This is a genomic window from Commensalibacter communis (assembly GCF_947179015.1).
Classification (GTDB): domain Bacteria; phylum Pseudomonadota; class Alphaproteobacteria; order Acetobacterales; family Acetobacteraceae; genus Commensalibacter; species Commensalibacter communis.
This window is the reverse complement of sequence record NZ_CAMXCM010000018.1, coordinates 1-6,401: the sequence shown is the minus strand read 5'-3', so window position 1 is coordinate 6,401 and position 6,401 is coordinate 1. Positions and strand designations below refer to the sequence as shown.

Sequence of the window (6,401 nt, the reverse complement as noted above, 5' to 3'; positions counted from 1 at the left end):
TTCTCTTAAAAAAATTAAAACTTTTCCTTAAATATAAAAAAATTAATTATCCCATATACTTATAAAAAATCATTGAAAATACAGAACAACAGGAATCTGCTAAATATAAAAGTAAGACAGAAGCTATTAATCATAAACCTTAATCTAAATAGAAAATTACTGGCAAATATATATTGCTATATTATAATAGCTATGTAAATATAGTTAAATGAACATATCCAAAGAACCAAACGAAGTCTCTGAACTTCGTAATAATATAGTAGCTTTAGCGCGGGCCCTTAAACAATCTGCTCGATCAGGCGATGAATCTTGGTCTAATTTAATGGTCTTGGGGTTAATCGAAAGATCAAATGGAAAGATTACCCCTTCAGAAATAGGTGCAGCTCTCGAAATCCGCTCATCTAACCTAGCTAGTTTGTTAAAGAATTTATTACAGAGAAAATTAATCATTCGTGTCACTGATGAAAATGATAAACGAAAAATTTTATTAGGCATTACTGATTCTGGATTAAATTTAGTCAGAACAAAACGTCAAGAACGCGATCTTTGGCTACAAGAAGCGATGCAAAGCCTATCTCAAGAAGAACAAACTCAATTATTCGAAGCCGGAAAACTGATAAAGCGAATTATCGATTCCAAGCTAGAACAAGATTGAATACATAATATCTAGGAAAATGAATGTCCATTCGTCGTTTAAATCATATAGTCATTAGTGTTTCTGACATAGAAATATCTACTCGGTTTTATAAAGATATCTTAGGTTTAGAATTAGTCAGCACATTGCCCGAACAAAATAACTGGAAAGAAATGCGGTTCTTTCGTGCAAAAGGCAAATCAACAAACCATCATGATCTTGCAATCATTGCTAATGCTACTTTACCATCACCTGGTTGGGGACAACCGATTTCTCCTGGTTTATTTCATGTTGCATTTGAAGTTGGTACCATTGCTGAATTAGAGGAATATGCAGTTATTTTAAAGAGCGCTAACTCTTTTATTGATCAACTATATCAACCCATGCATTTATCTGTTTATGGGAAGGATCCCGATGGGATAGCCATAGAAATCATTTGGCGAATTCCGAATGACTGTTGGACTTATTCTGATTTATGGCGTGCACCGTTAAATTTTGAAGAAGCTATAGCGAGATGGGGAGCTACATTGAAAACTGGGGCTGCTGCTGGTGAATCAACGTAGCACCTCCAAATCAGATTTAAATGTATTTATAGAAATTAGATATTATGCTTCATAATAAATTGGTCGTGTAAAATAGGAGCTTTGTTTTTAATAACATAATCAATCGCATTTATATCTAACACATCAACTCAAGTATAAAATTCTGGATCTTTAGCCGAAAATAGTTCTTTCCTCAGCGGCGTTTTGCAAATGCATCCCTTTTGATTTTATCATTAGTAATTATCAGCACTCCAATCTAGCTAATGCTTATTCGGGCTTTTATTAGTCGAAACGGCAACAGTATCAGGGTATGTTGCCTCCCATCCACCGCCGAGTGCTTTATACAGTTGCACAAGATTAATCGAAATTTGAGCATTACTTTGAATTAAATCTTGTTGCGAAGACAGTAACCGTCGTTGAGCATCCAGTACATTAATAAAGGTTTGCAATCCTTGACGATATTGTGCTTGAGCCAATTCGACAGAACGTTGATTGGATTTAACAGTCTCTTGTAAACGCACTTGTTTTAATTGTTCTGCTTGGTATGCATTTAACGCATTATCAACTTCTTGCCAAGCTTGTAAAACAGTTTTGCGATATGTCAAAGCAGCTTCTTTTTGCTCGGCTTTTTTGAGTGTTAGTTGCCCTTTCAACTTTCCCCCTTCGAAAATAGGCAGAGAGATTGATGGACCAACATTCCATGCTCTGGCGCTCCAAAATCCTAAATCTCTAAAGGACAAAGATTGAAAACCCATCCGAGCATCAACAGTTACTTTTGGATAAAAATCTGCCTCTGCCATTCCGACCTCAGCCGTTGCAGAATGTAATTTGGCCTCAGATTGACGAATATCAGGTCTGCGTTGTGCTAATTCTGACGGAAAACCTATTGGCACTTGAGGTGGTACAAGCGGAATGGGTTGTGGTGTAGATAACTCCTCACTTAATGCTCTTGGAGGTTCACCAAGCAATAATCCCAACGCATTAATATATTGAATAATTTGTTGTTCTAAACTGGGAATTTCTGATCTGGTTTGTTCCAACTGTGCTTCTGCGGAACGTACATCCAGCTCTGTAACCAGCCCCCCATTAAATCTCTGTGTTGCAAGGGTCAAAATATGTTGGGCAATTTTTTCATTTTCTTTGACAATATGTAATTGCGATTGCAATTCACGCAATGTCATATAATTTTGAGCAACCTCAGCTTGTTGAGCAATTAAGACACCCCGACGATCTTCTTCAGAAACTTGTCTCAACGCACTTGCGGATTCATATTGACGTCTTACTCTTCCCCACAAATCGAGTTCCCAACTTGTATCGAGACTATCGCTCCATTGATTGAAAGAAGGTATATCCATATCACTTGGATTAACCACGTTTCCTAATGCAGGCTCACTATTCCTGACCTTTTGCAAGGCTCTGCTAAACGATTTTTGACTATATTGGCTTCTTTGATAGCCTGCAGAAGCACCTAAACTTGGAAAACGAGCAGCACCCGCAATCATTAATTGCGCGCGGCTGGCAATTAATCGTTGTGTAGCCATCTGAATATCCAAATTTGCAGTCACTGCGCGACGCTCTAGATCTGTTAAAACAGGATCACGGAAATATTCCCACCATTGTGAATTAATTTTTTGCATGACTACTTGGCTATTTACAGGGACTTGTAAATTGCTCGTAACATTTGACCATTTCGAGGGAGTCCAAACATCCTCTTTATGGTAATCAGGTCCGACCGCACACCCGATCAAGGTTGGAATTGTCATAACCATCGTTAACAAAGAAAATTTAAATTTCATTCTTCCAACCAACTTTTTGATCACTTCGACATCATTGTAAACCGTTTACTTTGTAGCATCTTTATGCATCATATCAACTAAAAAAGATTATCTCTTAATTATTGTCGAGGCAATCTTTGCCAATTTTGCATATGGCTAACTTAATCAAATGATATAAATAAAAATATAAAGATTTAATTCATAAACCTCGTCCTCGAATAAACCATTTCTTTTTAAAAATAGCAAAATCTTAATGAAATATTATTACTCTTAATTTATTTTTTTTGTTTAAATTAAATTTTACTTTTAACCCATTTCAGCATTGGTTGCTCGATAAAACGATATGCAAAAAAACCAAATAAAACAGAAGCGAATAAAAGTATAACTATAAAAATTAAAGGAGATGTCAGATGCAGCATTATACAAAGACGGCTTGCAACAACCAACGTAAAAGGGTGACTTAAATAAAGAGAATAAGAACTATTTCCAAGTTTTTCGAACAAAGAACATAAGACATTTTTTGGATCCGGCAAACAGTTTTCAAGATGTAAACATCCGTTAAAAATCAAAAACATCGGAAGACCTGCATGAAAAACACGGTATGGACTGCGTAACAAAAAATCGTCGATATTTTGATATAATAAAACAGGCAATCCACATATAATCATAATAAAGCACCATAACGGAGGGATTTTAATATGTTTAAAAAGAGCAAATGAAATAATACCAAATACAAACTCAATTAACCAATGACTGAGAACAAAATCTATGATTGGTCTATGATCGTTAACAACCCATCCAACACACGTTATTATTGCGATAAAAACAGAGATATAAACATATCGAACATATGATTGCAGAGGAAATAATAAAAAGAATGAAAATATCAAATAAAAATAAAATTCATAACTGAGGGTCCAGCCTGTGCCAACCAAATAGGTTTTTCCAAGCGGTAATAATAAATATGAATCAAGAACAGAAATACTATTCACAGCTGCATGAAACACATTCAAAGGTAACAAATATAAAATCAAAGCAAGCGTTGTAAAGAACCAATATAATGGGATAATACGTTCTATCCTTAATTTCATAAAATTAATAAATGACACTTTTTTATCATGTGTCGTATAGCACATGATAAAGCCAGAGATAATAAAAAACAGGTCTATCCCCGTCCCCCCCATATTAAACCAATATTTGCTACAAATTTGATTCTGCACTTCTTTGTTAACAATATGAGTCATTACAACAAGCAATGCTGCAAAACCTCTTAAAAACTGGACGGAGTAAAGCATAAACGCTCATTATTATAAAATTATTATTTTCTTATATGCTGTTAAAGTTGAATAATTTGCATATATCTATTTTCTAATAAACGCTTTTAAATCATTCGGGCACAAAAAACAAAAAAAATTGCTTAAAAACAAATTTTTTTGTTGCATCATTTTGTATGAAAAGCTACTAAAGACACGGAATGCTGTTGTAGCTCAGTGGTAGAGCACTCCCTTGGTAAGGGAGAGGTCGAGAGTTCAATCCTCTCTAACAGCACCATAAAATAAACAAAATCAAATACTTAAAACATATTTTGGTGTAATTTGGTGTAAACTTTAAATAGAACTACCTGTGAAACACGCCGAAAAAATCTTTCAATCAATTTAGTCTTAATGTAGTTTTACAAGATACACTCATACAAAATTACACTACAAAGTGTTTTTCTCTACAATTATCCATTACATTTTGTCAACGAGAGATACCCACTGAGTTATCACTAATTTAAATTTCTCTATATCCAATTCAGAAAATATTTGAAACATATGGAAATGTTGATTTCTACCGTTTCTATAAATATGATGTTGTAAATAAAATTAATTATGATGAGTTTCAAAAACATAAAAGGTGGCCACCTTTATATATTTCTTACTCCTCATTTAGGGTAAAACAGAGCCTAGGTGAGAACCCTGGCAGCCTCTCAGATATTAAATCTGTTGCCTCGAGCATTGAATTAACAATGATACAAGATTTATAATAAATTTATTCTAGATTCAACTCATTAACCTCTTGCAACCACTTCCTTAATTATACCACTTACAACGAATCAGTACAAGAGAATAATTGAACTCGTCTCAATGTTTGTGATAGTTGCTATTTCACCCATCAATCGCCTGTTGAAACCGATCGACATTATCTTGCCAGATGGCTTTGCCTTGTGAAGTGTTGTAATATCGTTTGTGATATTGAGCCATGGCGCTTGCATCATTGGCCGGTGGTAAAGCCGTGGGAACACGTAAGTAAAACGCACGACACATTGCTGCTGCAAAGAATAGATCACCAATCATTGTCTCTGCTTTGGGAATACCATTATTATCGGTATTAAAAGTGCCAGCTATATTTTTAAGCAAGACTGCGAGATGGCTGCGTTTTGGATTACTCAGAAAGTTCTTCCAAATATCATTATAGGTTGCTGGCTCCATCTGCATGGCACCCACTGCGGGGCCTTTGCCGAGTTGTTTGAGATACGTGCAACCACCAGCATATCCTTCGGCTAAAAACGTGCCTGTGACTTGGTTAATGGCACGCGCGCCACCCAAGCCAAGATATTCAAGCGCTGGTTTTACGATCTCTTGTTTTAAATGCGGAATATAAATTCCACCCATGACTTTACTCATGATGATTTCCTATAATGATTTTTAATGATAATTTTGAGGCTGTATTTTATTGAGTAGTTAGTTTTTACCGCCTCAGGTAAAAACCTATCTCCTGATGGCAGGTAATAGGTTTCTCGGGGCGCGCCGAAAAAACTTTAAAACGTTAATATCCTGCCATTTTTCTCTGGTCAGCATAATGTAAGCAAGTATCGATTAATTATCTTCAATAGCTAACGCTGATAAAAAGGTAGGATGTATATATAACTTTGCTTGTTCATTGATTTCATTTTTATGTAATACAGTTTTATTTCTAAAACTATACTGTACAGAATCTTCCGCTGCCAATTTTATACCGACTATTCCTGCTCTATATAAAAAACTACATAAATCTGCACATAATTTAAACTTTTGGAAATCATCCATGCTAGAATTCAAATATGTTTTTATAACTTCGCTAACAACTGAATGATTTCTTTTTTCTAATATTCCTTCCAACTCTAAAACAAAATCATCGAAACGATTTTTATCTTCGTACAAAGTCGATATTTCAATTCTTTTTTCTTTTTTATATGAAATGAATAAAACTATTTGTTGCAATCCTGGATAAAAACTAGACCATTCTTGGTAAATAGTATCCAACCTTTTCCTTGAAAAGTTTTTTTCAGCAATCTTTTTAACTGTTTTACTATCTACATGTTATAACACAACCCAACTTAATAATGACCTCACTTGTATCGAACCTGTTATTTTAAAGTGCATAGAAGAAGCTATAAAACTTAAAAATAATTCTACTGGCCAATAAAAA

6 protein-coding genes and 1 tRNA gene are annotated in these 6,401 nt (G+C 34.7%); 3 read left to right on the top strand and 4 right to left on the bottom strand.

The annotated features are described in order from the left end of the window. Nucleotides 1-208 precede the first annotated feature (208 nt). Nucleotides 209-655 (top strand): MarR family winged helix-turn-helix transcriptional regulator, encoded by a 447-nt coding sequence (locus PQG54_RS12070; protein WP_271790801.1) that lies wholly within the window; start codon nucleotides 209-211, stop codon nucleotides 653-655. 23 nt (nucleotides 656-678) lie between these two features. Continuing rightward, on the top strand, nucleotides 679-1,197 hold the full coding sequence (locus PQG54_RS12065; protein ID WP_271790800.1) for a VOC family protein: 519 nt from the start codon (nucleotides 679-681) through the stop codon (nucleotides 1,195-1,197). 239 nt (nucleotides 1,198-1,436) lie between these two features. Here the strand turns inward: PQG54_RS12065 and PQG54_RS12060 are convergent, their stop codons facing one another. Together PQG54_RS12060 and PQG54_RS12055 are read right to left on the bottom strand one after the other, a co-directional pair. Next, nucleotides 1,437-2,972, bottom strand: a complete 1,536-nt coding sequence (locus tag PQG54_RS12060) for an efflux transporter outer membrane subunit (protein ID WP_271790799.1) — start codon at nucleotides 2,970-2,972, stop codon at nucleotides 1,437-1,439. A 272-nt stretch (nucleotides 2,973-3,244) separates the two neighbouring features. Beyond that, complete coding sequence (locus tag PQG54_RS12055) at nucleotides 3,245-4,246, bottom strand: acyltransferase family protein (protein WP_271790798.1); 1,002 nt, start codon at nucleotides 4,244-4,246, stop codon at nucleotides 3,245-3,247. Between the two features lie 181 nt (nucleotides 4,247-4,427). On the opposite strand from PQG54_RS12055, the gene PQG54_RS12050 reads away from it, so the two are divergent. Beyond that, nucleotides 4,428-4,502: transfer RNA gene (locus PQG54_RS12050), tRNA-Thr, on the top strand. A 596-nt stretch (nucleotides 4,503-5,098) separates the two neighbouring features. Here PQG54_RS12050 and PQG54_RS12045 read toward each other — a convergent pair. After that, on the bottom strand, nucleotides 5,099-5,617 hold the full coding sequence (locus tag PQG54_RS12045) for a hypothetical protein (RefSeq protein ID WP_271790797.1): 519 nt from the start codon (nucleotides 5,615-5,617) through the stop codon (nucleotides 5,099-5,101). A gap of 192 nt (nucleotides 5,618-5,809) precedes the next feature. Further along, nucleotides 5,810-6,235, bottom strand: coding sequence for a hypothetical protein (locus PQG54_RS12040; RefSeq protein ID WP_271790796.1), 426 nt, complete (start codon nucleotides 6,233-6,235; stop codon nucleotides 5,810-5,812). Nucleotides 6,236-6,401 lie beyond the last annotated feature (166 nt).

What these genes read in the sequence shown, in the direction of transcription:
- PQG54_RS12070 (WP_271790801.1), top strand. Translation starts at nt 209, where the DNA reads ATGAACATATCCAAAGAACCAAACGAAGTCTCTGAACTTCGTAATAAT.
- PQG54_RS12065 (WP_271790800.1), top strand. Translation starts at nt 679, where the DNA reads ATGTCCATTCGTCGTTTAAATCATATAGTCATTAGTGTTTCTGACATA.
- PQG54_RS12060 (WP_271790799.1), bottom strand. Translation starts at nt 2,972, where the DNA reads ATGAAATTTAAATTTTCTTTGTTAACGATGGTTATGACAATTCCAACC.
- PQG54_RS12055 (WP_271790798.1), bottom strand. Translation starts at nt 4,246, where the DNA reads ATGCTTTACTCCGTCCAGTTTTTAAGAGGTTTTGCAGCATTGCTTGTT.
- PQG54_RS12045 (WP_271790797.1), bottom strand. Translation starts at nt 5,617, where the DNA reads ATGAGTAAAGTCATGGGTGGAATTTATATTCCGCATTTAAAACAAGAG.